This is a genomic window from Tistrella bauzanensis (assembly GCF_014636235.1).
In the GTDB taxonomy this organism is placed as follows: Bacteria; Pseudomonadota; Alphaproteobacteria; order Tistrellales; family Tistrellaceae; genus Tistrella; species Tistrella bauzanensis.
This window is the reverse complement of the sequence record NZ_BMDZ01000013.1, coordinates 25,010-44,823: the sequence shown is the minus strand read 5'-3', so window position 1 is coordinate 44,823 and position 19,814 is coordinate 25,010. Positions and strand designations below refer to the sequence as shown.

Annotated in this window: 15 protein-coding genes; 8 read left to right on the top strand and 7 right to left on the bottom strand. The window is 67.8% G+C overall.

The window, feature by feature from the left end; genetic code table 11:
• Nucleotides 1–91 precede the first annotated feature (91 nt).
• The 6 genes from rpoN to IEW15_RS07805 form a co-directional block, all read right to left on the bottom strand.
• Entirely contained in the window at nt 92–1,741 is a 1,650-nt protein-coding gene (gene rpoN / locus IEW15_RS07830) for an RNA polymerase factor sigma-54 (protein ID WP_188576514.1), read from the bottom strand.
• 13 nt (nt 1,742–1,754) lie between these two features.
• On the bottom strand, nt 1,755–2,513 hold the full coding sequence (gene lptB / locus IEW15_RS07825) for an LPS export ABC transporter ATP-binding protein (RefSeq protein WP_188576635.1): 759 nt from the start codon (nt 2,511–2,513) through the stop codon (nt 1,755–1,757).
• Nucleotides 2,514–2,623: 110 nt separating this feature from the next.
• Complete coding sequence (locus tag IEW15_RS07820; protein ID WP_188576512.1) at nt 2,624–3,286, bottom strand: LptA/OstA family protein; 663 nt, start codon at nt 3,284–3,286, stop codon at nt 2,624–2,626.
• A gap of 14 nt (nt 3,287–3,300) precedes the next feature.
• On the bottom strand, nt 3,301–3,990 hold the full coding sequence (gene lptC / locus IEW15_RS07815) for an LPS export ABC transporter periplasmic protein LptC (protein WP_188576511.1): 690 nt from the start codon (nt 3,988–3,990) through the stop codon (nt 3,301–3,303).
• 3 nt (nt 3,991–3,993) lie between these two features.
• Nucleotides 3,994–4,998 carry a KpsF/GutQ family sugar-phosphate isomerase gene (locus IEW15_RS07810; RefSeq protein WP_372402870.1) on the bottom strand — a complete coding sequence of 335 codons (1,005 nt, stop codon included), beginning with the start codon at nt 4,996–4,998 and terminating at the stop codon, nt 3,994–3,996.
• Nucleotides 4,999–5,139: 141 nt separating this feature from the next.
• The gene (locus IEW15_RS07805) at nt 5,140–5,751 is read right to left on the bottom strand and encodes a ribonuclease D (protein WP_188576509.1); all 612 of its coding nucleotides are present in this window, start codon (nt 5,749–5,751) and stop codon (nt 5,140–5,142) included.
• A 330-nt stretch (nt 5,752–6,081) separates the two neighbouring features.
• On the opposite strand from IEW15_RS07805, the gene IEW15_RS07800 reads away from it, so the two are divergent.
• Entirely contained in the window at nt 6,082–7,044 is a 963-nt protein-coding gene (locus IEW15_RS07800) for a complex I NDUFA9 subunit family protein (RefSeq protein WP_188576507.1), read from the top strand.
• Between the two features lie 133 nt (nt 7,045–7,177).
• On the opposite strand, the gene IEW15_RS07795 is transcribed toward IEW15_RS07800, so the two are convergent.
• A complete protein-coding gene (locus IEW15_RS07795) occupies nt 7,178–7,993 on the bottom strand; it encodes an undecaprenyl-diphosphate phosphatase (protein WP_188576505.1) in 816 nt (271 codons plus the stop codon).
• Nucleotides 7,994–8,809: 816 nt separating this feature from the next.
• Here IEW15_RS07795 and IEW15_RS07790 point away from each other — a divergent pair.
• The 7 genes from IEW15_RS07790 (at nt 8,810) to IEW15_RS07760 (ending at nt 19,794) form a co-directional block, all read left to right on the top strand.
• Nucleotides 8,810–10,255: an NAD(P)-dependent oxidoreductase gene (locus IEW15_RS07790; RefSeq protein ID WP_188576503.1), complete on the top strand. Its 1,446-nt coding sequence runs from the start codon at nt 8,810–8,812 to the stop codon at nt 10,253–10,255.
• A gap of 23 nt (nt 10,256–10,278) precedes the next feature.
• Nucleotides 10,279–14,829: a glutamate synthase large subunit gene (gltB, locus tag IEW15_RS07785; RefSeq protein WP_188576501.1), complete on the top strand. Its 4,551-nt coding sequence runs from the start codon at nt 10,279–10,281 to the stop codon at nt 14,827–14,829.
• A gap of 291 nt (nt 14,830–15,120) precedes the next feature.
• Nucleotides 15,121–16,059 carry an EamA family transporter RarD gene (rarD, locus tag IEW15_RS07780; RefSeq protein ID WP_188576499.1) on the top strand — a complete coding sequence of 313 codons (939 nt, stop codon included), beginning with the start codon at nt 15,121–15,123 and terminating at the stop codon, nt 16,057–16,059.
• A 10-nt stretch (nt 16,060–16,069) separates the two neighbouring features.
• Nucleotides 16,070–16,738, top strand: a complete 669-nt coding sequence (gene fzlA, locus IEW15_RS07775) for an FtsZ-binding protein FzlA (protein WP_188576497.1) — start codon at nt 16,070–16,072, stop codon at nt 16,736–16,738.
• A complete protein-coding gene (queG, locus tag IEW15_RS07770; RefSeq protein ID WP_188576495.1) occupies nt 16,719–17,933 on the top strand; it encodes a tRNA epoxyqueuosine(34) reductase QueG in 1,215 nt (404 codons plus the stop codon). Before fzlA ends, queG begins: the two co-directional genes overlap by 20 nt.
• A complete protein-coding gene (locus IEW15_RS07765) occupies nt 17,930–18,952 on the top strand; it encodes an NAD-dependent epimerase/dehydratase family protein (RefSeq protein WP_322111487.1) in 1,023 nt (340 codons plus the stop codon). The genes queG and IEW15_RS07765 overlap by 4 nt, the downstream gene beginning before the upstream one ends.
• Nucleotides 18,953–19,008: 56 nt before the next feature.
• Complete coding sequence (locus IEW15_RS07760) at nt 19,009–19,794, top strand: response regulator (RefSeq protein WP_188576492.1); 786 nt, start codon at nt 19,009–19,011, stop codon at nt 19,792–19,794.
• Nucleotides 19,795–19,814 lie beyond the last annotated feature (20 nt).

The window sequence follows — 19,814 nt, the reverse complement described above, 5'->3', positions numbered from 1 at the left end:
TGTGGCCGATCCGGCGCGGATCGTTGACGGAGGTCCGCGGCCGGTCTCCCCTCCGGACGCGGCCCCTTCCATGGGGGCGGCGGCGATCGGCTCAGCGCTTGGCCATCTTGGCGCGACGGCGCTGGACCGACGATCCGATCCCCATCCCCTCCCGATACTTTGCGACAGTTCTGCGCGCGATGTCGATGCCATCCGCCGACAGAAGCTCAACGAGCTTGTCGTCGGACAGGATCGCAGTGCCGCTTTCGCTGTCGATCATTTCCTTGATCCGGTGGCGCACCGCCTCGGCCGACACCGATCCCTGGCCGTCGGCGGTGGCGATGGCGGCGGTGAAGAAGAATTTCAGCTCGAACAGCCCGCGTGGGGTGGTCATGTACTTGTTCGCGGTCACCCGGCTGACGGTGCTCTCATGCATGCCGATCGCGTCGGCGATGTCACGCAGGGTCAGCGGCCGGAGATGGCGGATGCCATGGGCGAAGAACCCGTCCTGCTGACGGACCAGTTCGCCCGCCACCTTCAGGATGGTGCGCGCCCGCTGGTCCAGCGCCTTGACCAGCCAGCTCGCGGTCTGCATCCGTTCCGAAACGTAATCGCGCTCCACCTTCGACTTCACCTGCGATGAGATGACGGTCGCATAGGCATGGTCGATCAGCACCCGTGGCAGGGTCTCGGGGTTCAACTCGATCTGCCAGCCGCCATCCGGGCGCGGTTTCAGCAGGATATCGGGCACCACGGTCTGCATCGGCTCGGCGCCATAGCAAAGCCCCGGGCGCGGGTCCAGGGCCCGGATCTCGCGGACCATGTCGTCGAGGTCGTCGTCATCGACCCCGGTCACCCGCCTGAGCCGCGCGCGGTCGCCCTGGGCCAGCAGGTCCAGATGCGCGAGCAGGGCCTGCATCGCCGGGTCCAGGCGGTCGCGCTCGGCAAGCTGCAGCGCCAGACATTCGGCCAGATCGCGGGCGAAAACCCCGGTCGGGTCCAGCCCTTTCAGCCGGACAAGCACCGCCTCCACCCGCTCGGGCTCGACGCCCATCATCTGAGCGGCCTCGGCGGGGGTGGCGGTCAGATAGCCGTTCTCGTCCAGCAGGCCGATCAGCACGATGGCGATCGCCCGGTCGATGCCGGTCGGGATCTCAACCGCGACCTGGTCTTCCAGATGACGCGACAGGGTGATCGACTGGCTGGTGCGGGCCTCGAAGCCTTCGTCGTCGCCATCGAAGTTCATGTCGCCGCCGCGACCGGCCGGGCCGCCGGCATCGAAGCCCAGCCCGGGATCCATGTCCATCTCGCGCTGGGCGGCGGTTTCCTGCCCCGGCGGCGGGCCGTCGCTTTCGAACATGCCGGACAGGTCGGTGTCGAGCGGCGCGTGATCGGCGTCGGGCATCATCCCGCTTGCCACCAGATCGCTGATATCGGTGCGGTCCTCGGCATTGAAGACGGTGTCGAAATCATCGCCGCCGACCGGTGTTCCATCGCCACCCGCGCCATCACCACCCGCGCCATCACCACCCGCGCCGTCGCCGCCAAAGCGCTCGCCCCCGGGATCGCCCCCCACCGTGATGGCGGCGGGCTCGTCGCGATCATCGGCGCGCACCAGCAGCGGGTTCTGGAGCAACTCATCGTCAACGAAAGCAGTCAGTTCAATATTATTCAACTGCAACAGCTTGATGGCCTGCTGCAGCTGGGGTGTCATCACCAGCGCCTGAGAGAGCTTTATGTCCAGTCTCTGGCTGAGCGCCATGCGCGTGTGATCCCTAGAGGCTGAAACGGTCGCCGAGATAGACCCGACGCACGTCGTCATTGGCGACGATGTCCTCGGGCGACCCCTCCATCAGCACCGTTCCGTCGTGCAGGATGTAGGCACGATCGATGATGTCGAGGGTTTCGCGGACATTGTGGTCGGTGATCAGCACGCCGATGCCGCGATGTTTCAGATGCGACACCAGTTCGCGGATGTCCGACACGGCGATCGGATCGATACCGGCCAGCGGCTCGTCGAGCAGGATGAAGCCGGGGTTGGTGGCGAGCGCCCGGGCAATCTCCACCCGCCGCCGTTCACCGCCCGACAGCGCGATGGCCGGCGTGCGTCTGAGATGGCTGATCGAGAACTCGGCCAGAAGCTCGTCGAGCATGGTCTCGCGCTTGTCGCGCACCGGCTCGGCGACTTCGAGGGTTGCCCGGATGTTGTCTTCCACCGTCAGTCCCCGGAAGATCGAGGCCTCCTGTGGCAGATAGCCGATGCCGAGCCGCGCGCGGCGATACATCGGCAGGGCGGTCATGTCGTCGCCATCGAGCAGGATGCGGCCGTAATCGGCCGAAATCAGCCCGGTGATGATGTAGAAGCAGGTGGTCTTGCCGGCGCCGTTGGGGCCAAGCAGCCCCACCGCCTCGCCGCGTGCCACGTTGAGCGACACGTCGCGCAGGACCGGACGCTTCTTGTAATGCTTGCCCAGCGATTGCGCGACCAGCCCCGGCGGTACGGGGGCGGCCGGGTTGATCGGTGTGACGGGCATGGGCGCGGTCTGGCTGGAGGCGGTCACGATGTCGCGGCTCTCGATCCGTGGATGGCAAGGGTGGCAACGGATGCGCCGCCCGTGCGGGCGGCGTTCCGGCCCGTTTGGTTTCAGTTCCTCTTCTCGGGCACGAACAGGCCGCGGACCGGGCCCTTGCGGCCGCTTTCCAGCGTGCTGTTGCCCTTGTTCAGGTCCAGCACCAGCCGCTCGCCTTCAAGCTGGCTGCGGCCCTGGGTCAGCTTGACCGCGCCGGTGAGGGTGACGACGCCGCGTGATACGTCATAGATTCCCAGGCCGCCCCGGGCGCTTTCATTCGGGGTGATGATCTGGACGTTGCCCTCGGCCTCGATCTTCGAGATCTCGCCCGCGGCATCGGCCAGACCGCCACCGCCGGACGAGGCGGGGGCATCCGACCCGCCGGTGCCTGCAGTGTCGGCGGGCGGCGCCTGATTGGTCTCGCCGGACACATGGACCTTCAGCACGTCGGCATAGAGCGTCATGGTGCCCTGGACCGCCTTCACATCGCCGCGGAAGGTGGCGACCCGGTCGGCATCCGACCATTCCAGCGACTGCTGGGCGGTGATCTCGATCGGCTGGGTGGTGTCGATGCTGGTGGTGCGCAGCGCGCTCTGTGCCCGGGCGATACCGGGGGCCAGGGTGGTGCCGGCCGTGAGCGCGATCATGGCGGCCAGCGCCGCCATGATCAGGGGCAGAGGCCGCCTGCCGGCGCGGTGGGGCGCCGGGCCGGTTTCGGCCGGAAGGCTCAACGTCATGCTCGCTCTCAAGGTCATCTGTCCACGCCTGGGTAGCCCGTGACCCGCACGGGGCCGTCGAAGGTGATGGTCTCATGTTCCCGCCGGACGGTGAAGCCGGCGGCGTCGATCGTGCCCACGGGGCCGTGGGCCACCACCGCATGGTCGCCACGGATCGTGCCGCTGTCGAGATCGGCGGCCACATGTTCCGTCTGCATCGCATAGCCGGTCTCGGCGATCACCTCGACCTGGCCTTCCAGTTCCAGCCGCTCGTCGTCGCGGTTGAACGTGCCGCTTTTCGCCCGGATCGCGAGCCAGGTGCCGTCGGAGGCGGTCATATCGGCACGGATGACCTTCAGCGTCACCTCCGGGCTGTCGACCTCCGGCTGTGTCGCCTCGTCGGCCTCGACCCGGAACGGTTTGCCCTCGCCATCGACACCGGTGAACCGGGGCGCGATCATCCGCAGGGCGTCGACATCGTCGCGGATGATTCCGGAATATCCTATACGGCTGTCGCCGCCGACGCCCGTCAATTGCGACCACACGAGCACGAGCACGATCAACCCGCCGCCCAGCGCCGGCAGCAGGATGCGCGACAGGCGCACGAACCGGCTGTAGCGGCTGCGCCGGCGCGGACCCGCGGGTGCCGCCGGTGGCGTCATGGTCTTGCGGGACTGTGCCGGATCAGGCGCGGGCAGGGTGTGGCGGAGATCGTCACCGGCCATGGCTCAGGCCACCCCGGCGCGCAGGCAGTCGTGGACATGCAGGATGCCGGCCGGGCGGCCCTCGTCATCAACCGCGAACAGGGCGGTGATCTTGAAGTCGTTCATGATCGCCAGCGCTTCGGCGGCCAGCGCACGCACCCGGATGGTTTTCGGATCGGCGGTCATCACCTCGCCCACCGGCCGCGCGGTCAGGTCGGGGCCCATATGGCGGCGCAGATCGCCGTCGGTGACGATGCCGGCAAGCCGCCCCTGGCCGTCGACCACCCCGACGCAGCCGAAGCTTCTGGCGCTGATCTCGATCAGGGCTTCAGACATCGGCCGGTCGGGGGTGATCAGCGGCAGCGCCTCGGGTCCGTGCATGATGTCGGCGACCTTGATCAGCCGCGCGCCCAGCTTGCCGCCCGGATGAAACACCCGGAAATCCTCGGCGGTGAAGCCGCGCCGGTCGAGCAGCGCCATCGCCAGCGCATCGCCCAGCGCCAGCGTCATGGTCGTCGATGTGGTGGGTGCCAGCCTGAGCGGGCAGGCCTCGGGCACCGCCGGCAGGATCAGCGCCACATCGGCTGCTTCGGCAAGCGGGCTGCCGGCGCGGGCGGTGATCCCGACCAGCGGAATTGCGAAGCGCCGGGTATGGGCCAGGATGTCGGATAACTCGGGCGTCGCCCCGGAATTCGACAGCGCCAGCACCGCATCGCTGCGGGTGATCATGCCCAGATCGCCATGGCTGGCCTCGGCTGGGTGCACGAACTGCGCCGGTGTGCCGGTGGAGGCGAGGGTGGCGGCGATCTTGGCCCCGACATGGCCGCTCTTGCCCATGCCGGTGACGATCACCCGGCCGGTGGTGGCGTGGAGCCGGTCGACCGCGCGGCCGAATTCCACGCCCAGCCCCGCGCGCAACGCCTCAAGCCCGGCCGCTTCCAGCGCCAGGGTCTGCTCACCGGCGGCGATCGCCCGGCGGGTCGCATCGGCCATCGGCTCGGTATCGGCTGTCCGCTCGGTATCGGGCATGGGCTCGGCGTCGGTCATGGAAGCGGCTTCCGGATGTGGCGACGGACGGGGGCGGGGCGTTTCGACACCCAATATGGCGCCGCCGGCCCGGCCATACCAGTCCGGCCCCTGCTGTGCACCTGGTTCAGGATGAGCCGGGCTTCAGTGCGAGAAGATGTCGGGCTCGTCCCAGCCCATCAGGTCCAGGCGCGCGCGGGCGGGCAGGAAATCGAAGCAGGCCTGGGCCAGCCCGGTGCGCCCCTCGCGCGCAAGCATGTCGTCCAGCACCCGCTTCACCGCATGCAGGTGCAGCACGTCGCCGGCGGCATAGGTCTGCTGTTCCGGGGTCAGCGTGTCGGCGCCCCAGTCGGATGACTGCTGCTGCTTGGAAATCTCGGCGCCGATGGTCTCGCGCAGCAGGTCGCGCAGACCGTGGCGGTCGGTATAGGTGCGGATCAGCTTCGAGGCGATCTTGGTGCAATAGACCGGGCGGCAGTCGATGCCGAGCCGTTCATGCAGCACCGCCAGATCGAAGCGCGCGAAATGGAAGATCTTCAGCACGTCGGGCGATGACAGCAGGGCCGCCAGCCGCGGCGCCGTGGTCTGGCCGCGGGCGATGCGCACCAGATGGGCATCGCCGTCGCCCACCGACAATTGCACCAGACACAGCCGGTCGCGACGCGGTTTCAGGCCCATGGTCTCGGTATCGATGGCAACCGATGCCGGCAGCCCGAACCCCTCGGGCAGATCGCCCTCGTGCAGATGGATGGTCATCCGGCCGTCGCTCCTTCAGATGGCTGTCGCACGGGGCAGGTGGCTGTCGCACCGGGTGGCCGTGCCGCGTGGTGTTGCAGGGTTTTAGCGCATGCGCCCCCCATGCGCCAAGCCCGCAGGCCATCCGACCGCCCTGCTGCGTTTTTGTCACCGGCCGGCATGGGGCGGCCGGTTTCCCCGGCGGCTGCGCGGTTGCGGCGTTGCGTCATCGGCGCCCGCGGATTATGTGTAAGCCAGCATTGACGTGTCCGGCCATGGGACACGGAGGCCCACGGATTGCCGGCGCCCCTCGACGCCGCCGGACCAGACAGGGAGAGGGGTTGAGAGCCCATGAAAGATCGTCTCGTCACGGTATTCGGCGGCTCGGGCTTTCTTGGCCGCTATGTGGTCCGCCGGCTGGCGCAGACCGGCGTGCGGCTGCGCGTTGCGGTGCGGGATGCCGACCGCGCCCTGTTCCTGAAGCCGGCCGGCGATATCGGCCAGATCGCCATCGTCACCTGCGACGTCACCGATCCGGCGCAGGTGCGCGCGGCGCTGGCCGATGCGACCGATGCGGTCAACCTGGTCGGCATCCTGGCGGAAGGCGGCGGTGCCCGCTTCGACCGGGTGCATGCGGAAGGTGCCGGCACCATCGCGCGGGCTGCGGCCGATCTGGGGCTCGCCTCGCTGGTTCATGTCTCGGCGATCGGTGCCGACCCCGACAGCCCATCGGCCTATGGCCGCAGCAAGGCGGCGGGCGAGGCGGCGGTGCGAGCGGCTTTCCCCAAGGCCGTGATCCTGCGGCCCAGCATCATTTTCGGCCCCGAGGATGATTTCTTCAACCGCTTCGCCGGCATGACCCGGATCTCGCCGGCGCTGCCGCTGATCGGCGGCGGCACCAGCCGCTTTCAGCCGGTCTGGGTGGTGGATGTGGCCGAGGTGGTCGGGCGCGGTGTGGAAGAGCCGGCTCTGGCCGGGCGCACTTTCGAACTGGGCGGCCCCCGGGTCTATACCTTCGGCCAGATCCTGGAATACATCCTGACCGTGATCCGCAAGCATCGGGGGCTGATCCCGATGCCCTGGCCGCTGGCGGGGCTGGTGGCGAAATTGGGCGACCTGCTGCCGGCCGGCATCGCGCCGCTGACCACCGACCAGTTGAAGATGCTGAAGCGGGACAATGTGGTGGCCGAGGGTGCCGAGGGCTTCGCCGCCCTGGGCATCCGCCCGACCCCGATCGAGGCGATCGTGCCCGAATATCTGATCCGCTATCGCGCCTGGATCCACCGCCCGCGCGATGGTGCCGCCGAGAACTGAGACCGCGGTAGCCGGTGTGAGCCGGCCGCCAGGCATGTCCAGCACGCAGAACCGGCCGGCCCCGCATGGGGACCGGCCGGTTTTTTTATGGGGGATTTTCGTAAGGACGCGCGCGCAGGCCGGCTTCGTCGGATCAGGCCGCCAGCGACACCCCGACCAGGATCACGCCCAGGACCACGCGATAGACCACGAAGATGGTGAAGCTGGCCCGTTTCAGCCAGCCCATCAGGGCGGCGATGGCGACCAGGGCCGTGACGCAGGCAAGCAGGGCGGCCAGACCGGTATCGGCGGTGAGCACCGGCACCTTGGCCTCGGCGATTTCCAGGCCCAGCAGCAGGCCGGCGGCCAGGATGGTCGGGATCGAGATCAGCATCGAGAACCGGGCCGAGGCCTCGCGGTCGAAGCCGAGCAGGCGGCCGGCGGTCATGGTGATGCCTGAACGGCTGGTGCCGGGAATGATGGCGATGATCTGTGCCAGCCCGAAGATCAGCGCGTCGCGGAAACCGAGGCCTCGGCCGTCGGTGCCCATGGCGCGGGCCTGCGGGCAGCGCTGGTCGACGACATAGAGCGCCACGCCCCAGATGATCGACGACAGGCCCAGCACCATCAGCGATCGGCCGCCATGTTCCACCCAATCCTTCAGGAAGGGGGCGACGATCACGATCGGGATGGTGGCGATGATCACGTTCAGCGTCATCCGCGCCCCCGGGTCGGCGATGTCACCGCGCACCAGCCGGGCCAGACCGCCCAGCATCAGGACGACGTCCGCGCGGAAATAGATCATCACCGCGACCAGCGTGCCGATATGGACCGCGATATCGGCCGCCAGCCCCTGATCGGGCACGTCCAGCACCAGCGGCACCAGGATCAGATGCGCCGATGACGAGATCGGCAGGAATTCTGTGATGCCCTGGACGACCGCCAGAACGATGATGTGAAGAAGGGTCACGGGCGAGCCTCGGTCCTCTGCGAACGGATAAGAGCCGGCATATAATGGGCGGGTCGTCGTCGACATGGCGGCGGCCACGCCTCATATACCATGGCAGAGATGGCTGCGGCCAGATGCCGCGCTGCAACAGTCGGGCGGGTGCTGTGCGAGTAGAATTCCGCAATAGCAAGAGCTTGTCGGCATATAGGTCAGGAAATGCGACCATTATTCCGTCATTCGCCCGCTGACTACCTGCGAGTCGCTCGCAATTGGCCGACGGCATCATAAAAATAGTATCACATCGGACCTATTGGTCGGTTTTTGCTCGCCAGCCGGTTTCGGATGGCGTATATGACCTACGAAGGCCTCTGTGTGCGCGGGGCCGGGGCATCGCCATGTTCGGTCCGCCCCGCCAGCGCGCCCGGCGTCTTCCGTCCGCCCCCGGGGCGGACCCTGACGCCGCGGCTAAGAGCGACCCCGCTGCCGGAGCATGGTTCTCCGTCCAGCCAGTCGACCGGACGACGCCGCTGTCAGGGTCGGCACCGGGACGCCCGCCACCGGCACCGTTTCCGTCACCGGCGCCACGCCATCTGTGGATCAAGGCCACTGGGGCGGAGGGTCGCCTGTCGCGGATGCGTCGACAGCGCGGACGACTTCTGAACGACAGGCTGCAGAACCACCCACCGGGTGCATGGCACGGATCCTTGAGGGAGCGTGCCCGCATCCCAATGGACTTGCTTCACGAGCCGCACACCCGCGCCATCCGGGCGGAGCAGTGCGGACACCCGAACCCCTGCCGGGCCCGATGGCCCGGCCCACGGTCGAAGGACGAGGACCATGGCGCGCAAGCTGATGCAGTTCACCCGTATCGAGCAGAAAATGCCCGAGAAGCGGACCGCACAAACCCGCGCCCAAGATTTCGACGAGATCTACAAGGGTTTCGTGCCGGAACAGGCGGCGACGCAGGCGTCGCGATGCTCGCAGTGCGGCATTCCGTTCTGTCAGATCCACTGCCCGCTGCAGAACAACATCCCCGACTGGCTGAAGCTGACCGCCGAAGGCCGGCTTGAGGAAGCCTATGCCATCTCGTCGGCGACCAACACCTTCCCCGAGATCTGCGGCCGCATCTGCCCGCAGGACCGGCTGTGCGAAGGCAATTGCGTCATCGAGAAGGGCTTCAACTCGGTCACCATCGGCTCGGTCGAGAAGTACATCACCGAAACCGCGTTCGAGAATGGCTGGGTCAAGGCGCCGGCGCCGGCGCGCGAGCTTGGCTTGTCGGTCGGCATCATCGGCGCCGGCCCCGCCGGGCTCGCCGCCGCGGAGGCGCTGCGCAGCCGTGGCTATCAGATCCATGTCTATGACCGCTATGACCGCGCCGGCGGGCTGATGATCTATGGCATCCCGAATTTCAAGCTCGACAAATCGGTGGTGATGCGGCGCTGGAAACTGTTCGAAGAGGGCGGCATCCAGTTCCATATGGGCGTGGATATCGGCCGCGACGTGACCATCGCCGAGCTGCGCCAGCGCCATGACGCGGTGCTGATCGCGACCGGCGTCTATCACTCGCGCGAGATCAAGGTGCCGGGCGTGGGGCTGGACGGTGTGGTCAAGGCGCTGGATTTCCTGACCGCGTCCGACCGCATTCATCTGGGTGATGACCTTCCTGCGTCCGACCGTCAGGCGCTGACCGCGAAGGACAAGCATGTGGTGGTGGTGGGTGGCGGCGACACCGCCATGGACTGCGTGCGCACCTCGATCCGCCAGGGTGCCGCCTCGGTGACCTGCCTCTATCGCCGCAACCGGCAGAACATGCCCGGTTCGCAGCGCGAGGTGGCGAATGCGACCGAAGAGGGCGTCACCTTCGAATGGCTGTCGAACCCCGAGGCCTTCCTCGGCAATGAGCGGGTCGAGACGGTGCGCGCGGTGCGCATGCGCCTGGGCGCGCCCGACCCGTCGGGCCGGCAGTCGCCGGTGGTGGTCGAGGGCAGCCAGTTCACGCTGAAGGCCGATCTTGTGATCAAGGCGCTGGGCTTCGACCCTGAGGATCTGCCGGTGCTGTTCAACACGCCCGAGCTTGCCACCACCCGCTGGGGCACGCTGAAGACCGACATCCGCAGCTTCATGACCAATCTGGAGGGCGTGTTCGCCGCCGGCGACATCGTGCGCGGCGCCTCTCTGGTGGTCTGGGCGATCCGCGACGGCCGCGACGCCGCCGAGCAGGTCGACCGCTATATCCGCAACCGCATCACCGCCGCCGAACAGTCGGCAGCGGCGAGCTGAGCGCCTTGACGGGAGTCCGAGACATGTCCGAGATCAACCGTTCCTCCGCCGAGGCCTTCGTCGCCGATTATCGCCGCAACAAGGCGATGCTGGAAGCGGCCCATGCCTATAACCCCGCCGACGAGCACGATGCCTGCGGCGTCGGTCTGGTCGCGTCGATCGACGGCACGCCGCAGCGGCGCGTGGTCGAGGCCGGCATCACCGCGCTGTCGAACCTGATGCATCGCGGTGCGGTGGACGCCGACGGCAAGACCGGCGATGGCGCCGGCATCCATCTGCAGATCCCCAAGGATTTCTTCCGCGAGCATATCGAGCGCACCGGGCACAAGATGCGCGAGGGCAGCGAACTGGCCGTGGGCCAGGTGTTCCTGCCGCGCAACGACTTCGCCGCTCAGGAACTGTGCCGGACGATCGTTGAAAGCGAGATCCTGGAGCTCGGCTACACGATCTATGGCTGGCGCCAGGTGCCGGTGAACACCCGCGCGATCGGCGAGAAGGCAGCGGCGACGCGGCCCGAGATCGAGCAGATCATGATCGCCAACGACAAGGGCAATGACGTCGACGCCTTCGAGCGCGACCTCTATGTCATCCGGCGGCGGGTCGAGAAGAAGGCGCGCGAGGCCAGTGTCGCCGACTTCTATATGTGCTCGCTGTCCAGCCGCTCGATCATCTACAAGGGCATGTTCCTGGGCGAACAGCTGACGGTGTTCTATCCCGATCTGCTCGACGAGCGGTTCGTGTCGAATTTCGTGGTCTATCACCAGCGCTATTCGACCAACACTTTCCCGACCTGGTCGCTGGCCCAGCCCTTCCGGATGCTCGCCCATAATGGCGAGATCAACACGGTGCGTGGCAACAGCAACTGGATGAAGAGCCACGAGACGCTGATGGTCTCGGAGACCTTCGGTGCCGCGGGCGAGGACATCAAGCCGCTGATCCCGCAGGGCAGCTCCGACTCGGCCGCGTTGGATGCGGTGTTCGAGGCGCTGTGCCGTGCCGGTCGCTCGGCGCCGCTGGTGAAGCTGATGCTGGTGCCGCCGGCATGGTCGAAGGTGCCGGATGTGCCGGAGGCGCACCGCTCCCTCTATGCCTATCTGAACACCGTGATGGAGCCCTGGGACGGCCCGGCGGCGCTGGCGGTCTATGACGGCCGCTGGGTCGCGGCGGGCATGGACCGCAACGGCCTGCGCCCGATGCGCTATGCGATCACCGGCGACGGGCTGCTGGTGGTGGGCTCGGAAGCCGGCATGGTGCCGATCACCGATCAGGAGATCGTGCAGAAGGGCCGCGTCGGCCCCGGCGAGATCCTGGGCGTGGATCTTCAGGAGGGGCGGCTGTATCACGACCGCGCGCTGAAGGACAAGCTGGCGGGCGAGCATGATTATGCGTCCTGGGTGGGCAAGACCACCCGGCTCAACAGCCTGATCGATCAGGTGCCGGTGCCGCAGCCACGGTTCACGGCCGATGAGCTGCGCCGCCGGCAGCTGGCGGTGGGGCTGACCATCGAGGATCTGGAACTGATCCTTCATCCGATGGTGGAAGAGGGCAAGGAGGCCGTGGGTTCCATGGGCGACGACGCGCCGATCGCGGTGCTGTCGAGCCATTACCGTGGCCTGCACAACTTCTTCCGGCAGGAATTCAGCCAGGTCACCAACCCGCCGATCGACCCGCTCCGCGAGGAGATGGTCATGACGCTGGACACGCGCCTTGGCAATCTGAGCAACGTCTTCGCCCATGACGAAAGCCAGATGAAGATCCTGCTGCTCGACAGCCCGGTGGTGACCAACCGCGCCTATGCGGCCATGCGCCGCTACATGAAGGACCGCGCGGTCGAGATCGACTGCACCATGCCCGCCGAGGGCGGCGAGGGCGTGCTGAAGAAGGCGTTGGAGCGGATCCGCCGCGAGGCGGAGGATGCCGTGCGCGGTGGTGCCGAGCATGTGATCCTGACCGACGAACGCATGGACGACGCCAATGTCGCGGTGCCGATGATCCTGGCCGCCGGCGGGGTGCATACCCATCTGGTTCGCCAGAAGCTGCGGACCTTCTGCGCGGTGAACATCCGTTCGGCCGAATGCCTTGATGTGCATTACATGGCGGTGCTGATCGGCGTTGGCGCCACCACGGTCAATGCCTATCTGGCGGAAGAGGCGATCTATGACCGCCATCGCCGGGGCCTGTTCGGCGACATGTCGCTGGATCAGGCGCTGGAGAACTTCAAGCATGCCGCCGATCTGGGCCTGCTGAAGGTGCTGTCGAAGATGGGCATCTCGGTGATCAGCAGCTATCGCGGCGCCTATAACTTCGAGGCGGTGGGGCTGTCGCGGTCGCTGGTGGCCGAATTCTTCCCCGGCATGTCGTCGCGCGTCTCAGGGATCGGGCTTGCCGGTATCGAACGCAAGACCCTGCGCCAGCATGGCCGCGGCTTCACCGGCAGCACGTCGATCCTGCCGATCGGCGGCTTCTATCGCTATCGGGCCAAGGGCGAGGCTCATGGTCATGACGGCCGGCTGATCCACATGCTGCAGACGGCGGTCGCGAGCGACAGCTATACCCTCTACAAGAAGTACAGCGACGGCGTGCATGCGCTGGCGCCGATCCATCTGCGCGACCTGCTGGACTTCAAGACCAACCGCAAGCCGGTGCCGCTGGACGATGTCGAGAGCATCACCTCGATCCGCAAGCGCTTCGAGACCCCGGCCATGTCGCTGGGCGCGCTGAGCCCCGAGGCGCATGAGACGCTGACCATCGCCATGAACCGGATCGGCGCGCATTCCAACTCGGGCGAGGGCGGCGAGAGCCGCGACCGCTTCCAGCCGCGCCCCAATGGCGACAACGCCAATTCCGGCACCAAGCAGGTGGCCTCCGGCCGGTTCGGTGTGACCGCCGAGTATCTGAACAACTGCCGCGAAATCCAGATCAAGGTGGCGCAGGGTGCCAAGCCCGGCGAAGGCGGGCAGCTTCCCGGCTTCAAGGTGACGGTCGAGATCGCCAAGCTCCGGCATTCCACGCCCGGTGTGATGCTGATCTCGCCGCCGCCGCATCACGATATCTATTCGATCGAGGATCTGGCCCAGCTCATCTATGACCTGAAGCAGATCAACCCGGATGCCGAGGTGTCGGTCAAGCTGGTGGCCAAGTCGGGCATCGGCACGATCGCCGCCGGCGTCGCCAAGGCCAATGCCGATGTGATCGTGATTTCGGGCCACAATGGCGGCACCGGCGCCTCGCCCCAGACCTCGATCAAATATGCCGGTGTGCCTTGGGAAATGGGCCTGTCGGAAGCCAACCAGGTGCTGACGCTGAACCGTCTGCGTCATCGGGTGCGGCTGCGCACCGATGGCGGCATCAAGACCGGCCGGGACGTGGTGATCGCGGCCATGCTGGGCGCCGAGGAATTCGGCATCGGCACCACCTCGCTGGTGGCGATGGGCTGCATCATGGTCCGCCAGTGCCACAGCAACACCTGCCCGGTGGGCGTGTGCACGCAGGATCCGGCACTGCGCGCCAAATTCGACGGCAGCCCTGAGAAGGTCGTGAACCTGTTCACCTTCATTGCCGAGGAGGTGCGCGAGATTCTGGCGCAGCTGGGCGCGCGGTCGCTGAACGACATCATCGGCCGTTCGGATCTGCTGTCGCAGGTCAGTCGTGGCAGTGCTCATCTGGACGATCTGGACCTGAATCCGATTCTGGCCCAGGCCGATCCCGGTGAGCTGCCGCGCTATTTCTCGCTGCCCGGCCGCAACCCGGTGCCCGATACGCTGGACGCGCAGATGATCGTCGATGCCGCCCCGGCATTGAACGAGGGTGAGAAGATGCAGCTCACCTATAACGTCCGGAACACCCACCGCTCTGTCGGCACGCGGCTGACCTCGAAGATCGTGCGCCGCTTCGGCATGGACGGGTTGCAGCCCGGCCATATCACCGTGCGGCTGCGCGGCTCCGCCGGCCAGTCGCTGGGCGCCTTCGCGGTGCAGGGCCTGAAGCTGGAAGTGATCGGCGATTCGAACGACTATGTCGGCAAGGGCCTGTCGGGTGGCACCATCGTGGTGCGCCCGCCCTTCGTGACCAACCGCAAGAGCAACGAGAACGTCATCATCGGCAACACCGTGCTGTATGGGGCGACCTCGGGCGAGCTGTTCGCGGGCGGTCAGGCTGGTGAACGCTTCTGCGTGCGCAATTCGGGCGCGGAAGCGGTGGTCGAGGGCTGCGGCGCCAATGGTTGCGAGTACATGACCGGCGGCACGGTGGTCATCCTGGGGGCCGTGGGCCACAATTTCGGCGCCGGCATGACCGGCGGCATGGCCTTCATCCTGGATCGCGACGGCTCGTTCGAGCGGCGGGTGAATCCGGAAACCCTGGTCTGGCAGCGCATCGCCACGCCCCATTGGGAAACCGTGCTGCGCCGGCTGATCGAACGCCATGTCGAGGAAACCAAGTCGGCTTTCGCCCAGAACCTGCTGGACGACTGGGACCGCACGCTGGACCGGCTCTGGCAGGTGGTGCCGAAGGAGATGGTCTCGCGCCTGGAACACCCGCTGAACCCGGAAGAGGTGGAGGCGGTGACCGCCTGAGCGGGTGCCCGTCAAGGGCGCGTGATCTGACGCGTGTGGCCTTGAGGACGAGGCCGGACGACGGAACGGGAAGCGGCGGGCATCGGCAACGGTGCCCGCCGTTTTTGTGTATTGTGCCGGATGTCTGCGCCACGGGCCTCTCGATATCGACGATGGCCGCAGGCCATCGTCGACGCCGCGCGAACAGCCACTGGCGGTGGCGGGCAGGCGGGTCTAGGATCGCGCTGACGCCCGCCGCCGCCGATATCCGGGCGTCGACCATTTCCCCCCGCCGCCGGACCCCGCCGCCTCATGTCGTCTCGCCTGTCGGACCAGACCGTCTCGATAACCACGCCCTCGGCAACGCCGGCCAGCCTGGGGCGGCCGATCGCGGCGGCGCTGGGTGCCTATGTCACCTGGGGGCTGTTTCCGCTGTACTTCGCGGTGCTGTCGATGGTGCCGGCATCGGAGGTGCTGGCCAACCGCATCCTGTGGTCGCTGCTTCTGGTGGGGCTGATCGCCATGGCCGGCCGCCACCGGGCCGAAATCCGCTCGATCATCATCCGGCGGCGCATATTGGGATTGCTGTGCCTGAGCGCGCTGGCGATCGCCTGCAACTGGCTGGTCTATATCCATGCGGCGCAAAGCGGTCATGCGGTGGATGGCAGCCTGGGCTATTACATCAACCCGCTGGTCTCGGTGGTGCTGGGGGTGGTGTTTCTGGGCGAACGGCCGCGCGCCGCCCAGATCGTGGCCTTCCTGCTGGCGCTGGCCGGCGTCGTCTGGATTGCCGCCGCCGGCCAGGGGCTGCCCTGGATCGCGATCGCGCTGGCCTTGAGCTTCGGCGCCTATGGCCTGTTGCGCAAGATCGCGGCGGTGGGCGCCCTGGCCGGGCTGCTGATCGAAACCCTGGTGCTGGCGCCGCTGGCGCTGATCTGGCTGGCGGTGCTGTGGGGGCGAAGCGAGATGGCGATGCCCGCAGCCGATCCGGTCGTGGTGGTGCTGCTGGTCGCGACCGGCGCCGTCACGGCGGTGCCGCTGCTAATGTTCGGCTTTGCGGCCCCGCGTCTGCCACTGGGCTTGCTGGGCTTTCTGCAGTATGTAAACCCCACCTGCCAGCTAGCCGTCGCCGTTTTCCTGCTGGGGGAAACGGTCTCCGACGCCCATGGCGTCGCCTTCGTGCTGATCTGGATCGCACTCGCCTTGTATACCGGCGACGCGGTTCTGGCCCGGCGCCGATCTCTGCGCTAAAGTCCGCCCCATGCGCACACTGTATCATCACTGGCTGAACCCTGGTTGCCGCGCCGTTCGACTGGCGCTTGGCGAAAAGCAGCTCGACCACGACCTGCAGCTTGAAAAGGCGTGGGAACGCCGGACCGAGTTTCTGAGGTTGAACCCGGCCGGGGTGCTGCCGGTGCTGGTCGAGGCCGACGATACGGTTGTCGCCGGCCATCGCACCGTGCTGGAATATCTGGAAGAGGCCTATCCCGACCTGCCCCTGCTGCCCCGGCGGCCGGCCGAGCGGGCGGAGGTGCGCCGGCTGATCGACTGGTTCGATTACAAGTTCTCGGACGAGGTGACCCGCAACCTGGTGGGCGAGAAGGTCGACAAGCGGCTGGCGGGGCTGGGGCAGCCGACCTCGGCCGCGATCCGTGCCGGGCTCGCCAATATCAATTACCACCTGGAATATGTGGCCTATCTGACCGAGCGCCGCCGCTGGCTGGCCGGCGACCAGCTGTCGCTGGCCGATATCGCCGCCGCCGCCCATCTGTCGGCGATCGATTATCTGGGCGACGTGCCCTGGGTCCGCCATCCGGTGGCCAAGGAATGGTATGTCCGCATCAAGTCGCGCCCCGGCTTCCGGTCGATGCTGAAGGACCGGATCATCGGGATCGCGCCCTCGGCGCATTATGGTGACCTCGACTTCTGATCAGCCGCGGCCGCGCCGCAAGGGGCCGCCGCGCGACCTGGATACCGCCGGCTGGAGCGCCGCGATCCGGGCCGAGGCGCTGGCCCTGGGCTTCGATGCCGTGGGCTTTGCGCCGGCGCGCCTGCCCGATGCGGCCGGGGCGGCGCTGGACCGGTTCATCGATCTGGGCCGCCATGGCGAGATGGGCTGGCTGGCCGATCGCCGGGCGTGGCGGCGTGACCCGACCGCGATGTGGCCCGATGCCCGAAGCGCCATCGTGGTGGCGCAGGCCTATACCCCGGCACTCGACCCCGATGCCGCACCGCTTGCCAATCTGGCGCGGCCCGATCGGGGCAACATCTCGGTCTATGCCCGTGGCGACGATTATCACGCGGTGGTCAAGGCGCGGATGAAGCGGCTGGGTCGCTGGCTGTGGGACGAAAGCGCCATGCCGCTGAAGGTGTTCGTCGATACGGCACCGGTGATGGAAAAGCCGCTGGCGGCGCTGGCCGGGCTGGGCTGGCAGGGCCGGCATACCAATCTGGTCTCGCGGCGGCTGGGATCGTGGAGCTTCCTCGGCGTGGTGCTGACCGCGCTGGACGTGGCTCATGACCAGCCCCATGCCGATCGCTGCGGCAGTTGCCATGCCTGCCTGGATGCCTGCCCGACCGGCGCCTTTCCGGCGCCCTATCAGATCGATGCCCGGCGCTGCATCTCCTATCTGACCATCGAACTGGACGGGCCGCTGCCGGTGGAATTCCGCGGCGCCATGGGCAATCGGATCTATGGCTGCGATGATTGCCTGGCGGTCTGCCCCTGGAACAAGTTCGCGGCAGCGTCATCCGAAATGCGCTTGCAGGCGCGCCCGGCCCTGACCGCGCCGGCGCTGGCCGATCTGGCCGGGCTGGACGATGCGGCCTTCCGCGCCCTGTTCGCGAAGACCGCCATCAAGCGCATCGGCCGCGACCGCTTCGTGCGCAACGTGGCCATCGCCATCGGCAACAGCGGTGATCCGGCCCTGGTGCCGGCGCTGATGGCGTTGCTGGATGATCCGGCGGCGCAGGTGCGGGCGATGGCGGTCTGGGCGGCGGCACGGCTGCTGCCGGCGCCGGCCCTGCGGGCCGAGGCCGCGCGCCGCGCCCCCGCCGAAACCGATGAGGACGTGCTGGCTGAATGGCGCCGCGCCGTCGCCGCTGACAAGGAGCCTGATGCATGACGACCGACGAGCCGATGGGTGGGCCGACCGATCCTGTGGCCCTGCTGGCCCCTGTGGCGCGCGGCGGCGCCCTGCTGTTCTGCTTCGGGCTGGGGTTTTCGGCGCGGGCGCTGGCGGCTGCCTGGATGGCGGCGGGGGGGCGGGTTGCCGGCACCTGCCGGGGGGCGGAGAAGCAGGCGCTGCTGCGGGGGCAGGGCATTGCCGCCCATCTGATGACCGGCGACCGGCCGATGGATGCGGCGGGCCTGGCCGATCTGGGCCGGGCCGTGGCGATCCTGTCGTCGGTGGGGCCCTCATCGGTGATGCAGGCGCGGGAGGATGGCGGCCCAGCTGACGGCGCGGCCGACCCGGTGCTGCGGCTGCATGGCGCCGATATCGCGGCGGCGGCCGCGGCGGGTCTGGCACGGGGGGCGGCACCCTGGATCGGCTATCTGTCGACGACGGGCGTCTATGGCGATCATGGCGGCGGCTGGGTGGACGAGAGCACGCCCACGGTCGATGCGGGCGGGCGCGGTGGCCGGCGGGTGGCGGCGGAACGGGCATGGGTGGCGCTGGCCCCGGCGGCCCCGGCGCATCTGTTCCGGCTGGCCGGGATCTATGGTCCCGGCCGCTCGGCGCTGGATACTGTGCGCGCAGGCCGCGCCCATCGCGTGGTCAAGCCCGGTCAGGTGTTCTCGCGCATTCATGTCGACGACATCGCAGCCGTGCTGGCGGCATCGATCGCGGCCCCGGCGCCGGGGCGCGCGTATAATGTCTGCGACAACGAGGCGGCACCACCGCAGGACGTGATCCTGCATGCCTGCCAGCTTCTGGGAGTGACGCCACCGCCGGAGGTGCCGTTCGAACAGGCAGCCCTGTCGCCGATGGCGCGCAGTTTCTATGCCGACAACAAACGGGTCCGCAACACCCGCATCCGCGAGGAGCTGGGCGTGCGGCTGCGCTATCCGGACTATCGCGCGGGGCTGGCCGCACAGCTTGCGGCCGAACGGTCGCAGACAACCGGGCCAGCGCGGGCTTAACAAAACGACATCTTTTCGGGCGAGACCGCGATTGCCGGCTTGTGCAGGATAGCGGTATGTCGATCATCCATGACCCCGCAGATCCGGCCCCGCACGCTCCTCTGCCGGATGCCCCTGAACCGGGCATCCTGCTGGTTGAGGACGATCCGGGTATCGCGCGGCTTCTGGTCGAGATGCTGGCCGGGCAGGGGCTGCGGGCCAGAGCGGTGGGATCGGCCACGGCGATGGATGCGGTTCTGGCCGGGGGCGGCATCGATCTGATCGTGCTGGATGTGATGCTGCCGGGGGAAGACGGGTTCAGCATCTGCGCGCGGTTGCGCGCGCAGTCGGCGATGCCGATCATCATGGTGACCGCGCGTGGCGAAGATGGCGACCGCATCGCCGGGCTGGATATCGGCGCCGATGACTATGTCACCAAGCCGTTCAATTCCGGCGAGTTGGTGGCGCGGATCCGCGCCTTGCTGCGCCGCAGCCGGATGACCGCGGCGATGGCGGCGGCGCAGACGGCGGCACCTTTGCGCCCGCCGCCGCTCGGCTTCGCCGGCTGGCGGATCGACCTCGTCGCCCGGGTGCTGGAAGACCCCGATGGCGTGCGGGTGGCGCTGACCAGCGTCGAATTCGACATCCTGGCCGCCTTCTGCCGTCATCCAGGGCAGGTGTTGTCGCGCGATTTCCTGATCGAGCGGGCCAATGGCCGGCTGGCCGGAGCCGAGACCCGGACCGTCGACGTTCATGTCAGCCGCATCCGGCAGAAGATCGAGCCGGTGCCGCATGAGCCTGAATTTATCCGCACCGTGCGGCTGGGCGGATATGTGTTCACGCCGATGGTGCGACCGTGTTGAGCCGCCGGCCGGCCTGGTCT

What these genes read in the sequence shown, in the direction of transcription:
- rpoN (WP_188576514.1), bottom strand. Translation starts at nt 1,741, where the DNA reads ATGGCGCTCAGCCAGAGACTGGACATAAAGCTCTCTCAGGCGCTGGTG.
- lptB (WP_188576635.1), bottom strand. Translation starts at nt 2,513, where the DNA reads ATGCCCGTCACACCGATCAACCCGGCCGCCCCCGTACCGCCGGGGCTG.
- IEW15_RS07820 (WP_188576512.1), bottom strand. Translation starts at nt 3,286, where the DNA reads ATGACGTTGAGCCTTCCGGCCGAAACCGGCCCGGCGCCCCACCGCGCC.
- lptC (WP_188576511.1), bottom strand. Translation starts at nt 3,990, where the DNA reads ATGGCCGGTGACGATCTCCGCCACACCCTGCCCGCGCCTGATCCGGCA.
- IEW15_RS07810 (WP_372402870.1), bottom strand. Translation starts at nt 4,998, where the DNA reads ATGCCCGATACCGAGCGGACAGCCGATACCGAGCCGATGGCCGATGCG.
- IEW15_RS07805 (WP_188576509.1), bottom strand. Translation starts at nt 5,751, where the DNA reads ATGACCATCCATCTGCACGAGGGCGATCTGCCCGAGGGGTTCGGGCTG.
- IEW15_RS07800 (WP_188576507.1), top strand. Translation starts at nt 6,082, where the DNA reads ATGAAAGATCGTCTCGTCACGGTATTCGGCGGCTCGGGCTTTCTTGGC.
- IEW15_RS07790 (WP_188576503.1), top strand. Translation starts at nt 8,810, where the DNA reads ATGGCGCGCAAGCTGATGCAGTTCACCCGTATCGAGCAGAAAATGCCC.
- gltB (WP_188576501.1), top strand. Translation starts at nt 10,279, where the DNA reads ATGTCCGAGATCAACCGTTCCTCCGCCGAGGCCTTCGTCGCCGATTAT.
- rarD (WP_188576499.1), top strand. Translation starts at nt 15,121, where the DNA reads ATGTCGTCTCGCCTGTCGGACCAGACCGTCTCGATAACCACGCCCTCG.
- fzlA (WP_188576497.1), top strand. Translation starts at nt 16,070, where the DNA reads ATGCGCACACTGTATCATCACTGGCTGAACCCTGGTTGCCGCGCCGTT.
- queG (WP_188576495.1), top strand. Translation starts at nt 16,719, where the DNA reads ATGGTGACCTCGACTTCTGATCAGCCGCGGCCGCGCCGCAAGGGGCCG.
- IEW15_RS07765 (WP_322111487.1), top strand. Translation starts at nt 17,930, where the DNA reads ATGACGACCGACGAGCCGATGGGTGGGCCGACCGATCCTGTGGCCCTG.
- IEW15_RS07760 (WP_188576492.1), top strand. Translation starts at nt 19,009, where the DNA reads ATGTCGATCATCCATGACCCCGCAGATCCGGCCCCGCACGCTCCTCTG.